We start from the raw sequence: 2,500 nt of genomic DNA on the forward strand, positions 1-2,500 counted from the left end.
GATTTTAAGTCCTGTGCGTCTGCCTGTTCCGCCACCCCGGCATGTCATATTGAAAATTGGAGCGGAAGACGGGATTCGAACCCGCGACCCCAACCTTGGCAAGGTTGTATTCTACCACTGAACTACTTCCGCAAGACATGTTTGAGTTATTTCATTAAAAGTGCGGGTGAAGGGAGTCGAACCCCCACGCCAAAGGCGCTAGATCCTAAGTCTAGTGCGTCTGCCAATTCCGCCACACCCGCATATTCATTAAAAATGGTGAGCCATGAAGGACTCGAACCTTCGACCCTCTGATTAAAAGTCAGATGCTCTACCAACTGAGCTAATGGCTCTTACAATAAAAACTGGTGCCGACTAGAGGACTTGAACCCCCAACCTACTGATTACAAGTCAGTTGCTCTACCAATTGAGCTAAGTCGGCTAAATGGTGGAGGATGACGGGATCGAACCGCCGACCCCCTGCTTGTAAGGCAGGTGCTCTCCCAGCTGAGCTAATCCTCCGAATTGCCTGGCAACGTCCTACTCTCACAGGGACAAGGTCCCAACTACCATCGGCGCTAGAGAGCTTAACTTCCGTGTTCGGTATGGGAACGGGTGTGACCTCTCTGCCATCATTACCAGACTGTATTCATTTAAGACAAGAATTATTGTAACTCATTTAACTTTGAAAGTCAACAAGTTTTTTATATTCTTTCAAAACTAGATAACATTGCTACATATTATATGGTTAAGTCCTCGATCTATTAGTATTCGTCAGCTCCACATGTCACCATGCTTCCACCTCGAACCTATCAACCTGATCATCTTTCAGGGATCTTACTAGCTTACGCTATGGGAAATCTCATCTTGAGGGGGGCTTCATGCTTAGATGCTTTCAGCACTTATCCCTTCCGCACATAGCTACCCAGCTATGCCCTTGGCAGAACAACTGGTACACCAGCGGTGCGTCCATCCCGGTCCTCTCGTACTAAGGACAGCTCCTCTCAAATTTCCTACGCCCACGACGGATAGGGACCGAACTGTCTCACGACGTTCTGAACCCAGCTCGCGTACCGCTTTAATGGGCGAACAGCCCAACCCTTGGGACCGACTACAGCCCCAGGATGCGATGAGCCGACATCGAGGTGCCAAACCTCCCCGTCGATGTGGACTCTTGGGGGAGATAAGCCTGTTATCCCCGGGGTAGCTTTTATCCGTTGAGCGATGGCCCTTCCATGCGGAACCACCGGATCACTAAGCCCGACTTTCGTCCCTGCTCGACTTGTAGGTCTCGCAGTCAAGCTCCCTTATGCCTTTGCACTCTACGAATGATTTCCAACCATTCTGAGGGAACCTTTGGGCGCCTCCGTTACACTTTAGGAGGCGACCGCCCCAGTCAAACTGCCCACCTGACACTGTCTCCCGGGTCGATAAGACCCGTAGGTTAGAATTTCAATACAGTCAGGGCGGTATCCCACCAGCGCCTCCACCGAAGCTAGCGCTCCGGTTTCAAAGGCTCCCGCCTATCCTGTACAAACTGTACCAAAATTCAATATCAGGCTACAGTAAAGCTCCACGGGGTCTTTCCGTCCTGTCGCGGGTAACCTGCATCTTCACAGGTACTATAATTTCACCGAGTCTCTGGTTGAGACAGTGCCCAAATCGTTACACCTTTCGTGCGGGTCGGAACTTACCCGACAAGGAATTTCGCTACCTTAGGACCGTTATAGTTACGGCCGCCGTTTACTGGGGCTTCAGTTCAGAGCTTCGCTTACGCTAACCCCTCTCCTTAACCTTCCAGCACCGGGCAGGTGTCACCCCCTATACTTCGCCTTACGGCTTCGCAGAGAGCTGTGTTTTTGCTAAACAGTCGCTTGGGCCTATTCACTGCGGCTTTCCGTTAAGAAAGCACCCCTTCTCCCGAAGTTACGGGGTCATTTTGCCGAGTTCCTTAACCAGAGTTCTCTCGCACACCTTAGGATTCTCTCCTCGCCTACCTGTGTCGGTTTGCGGTACAGGCACCTTTATCTCGCTAGAAGCTTTTCTTGGCAGCGGGGAATCAAAGACTTCGCTCCATAAGGAGCTTCCCCATCACAGCTCAGCCTTCACGATAAGCGGATTTGCCTACTTATCAGCCTAACTGCTTGGACGTGCACAACCAATCGCACGCTTCTTCTATCCTTCTGCGTCCCTCCATTGCTCAAACGATAAAGAGGTGGTACAGGAATATCAACCTGTTGTCCATCGCCTACGCCTGTCGGCCTCGGCTTAGGTCCTGACTAACCCTGAGCGGACGAGCCTTCCTCAGGAAACCTTAGGCATTCGGTGGACGGGATTCTCACCCGTCTTTCGCTACTCATACCGGCATTCTCACTTCTAAGCACTCCACCAGTCCTTCCGGTCTGACTTCACTGTCCTTAGAACGCTCCCCTACCACTGATACCATTGGTATCAATCCGCAGCTTCGGTGGTGTATTTAGCCCCGGTACATTTTCGGCGCAGAGTCACTCGACTAGTGAGC

6 tRNA genes and 2 rRNA genes (2 of these 8 only partly in view) are annotated in these 2,500 nt (G+C 51.4%); all 8 read right to left on the reverse strand.

Going from position 1 to position 2,500, the window contains the following annotated elements:
- Positions 1–41, reverse strand: a tRNA-Leu gene (locus LMD38_RS25800); it reaches 48 nt to the left of the window's first position.
- 16 nt (positions 42–57) lie between these two features.
- Positions 58–132, reverse strand: a tRNA-Gly gene (locus tag LMD38_RS25805).
- A 29-nt stretch (positions 133–161) separates the two neighbouring features.
- A tRNA-Leu gene (locus LMD38_RS25810) sits at positions 162–242 on the reverse strand.
- A 14-nt stretch (positions 243–256) separates the two neighbouring features.
- Positions 257–332 (reverse strand) — tRNA-Lys (locus LMD38_RS25815).
- A 13-nt stretch (positions 333–345) separates the two neighbouring features.
- Positions 346–421 (reverse strand) — tRNA-Thr (locus tag LMD38_RS25820).
- 4 nt (positions 422–425) lie between these two features.
- Positions 426–501 (reverse strand) — tRNA-Val (locus tag LMD38_RS25825).
- Positions 502–506: 5 nt separating this feature from the next.
- Positions 507–622: ribosomal RNA gene (gene rrf / locus LMD38_RS25830) — 5S ribosomal RNA — on the reverse strand.
- A 101-nt stretch (positions 623–723) separates the two neighbouring features.
- Positions 724–2,500 (reverse strand): 23S ribosomal RNA (locus LMD38_RS25835) (it continues 1,144 nt past the right edge of the window).

This window comes from Bacillus pacificus (genome assembly GCF_020861345.1).
Taxonomy (GTDB): Bacteria; Bacillota; Bacilli; order Bacillales; family Bacillaceae_G; genus Bacillus_A; species Bacillus_A pacificus.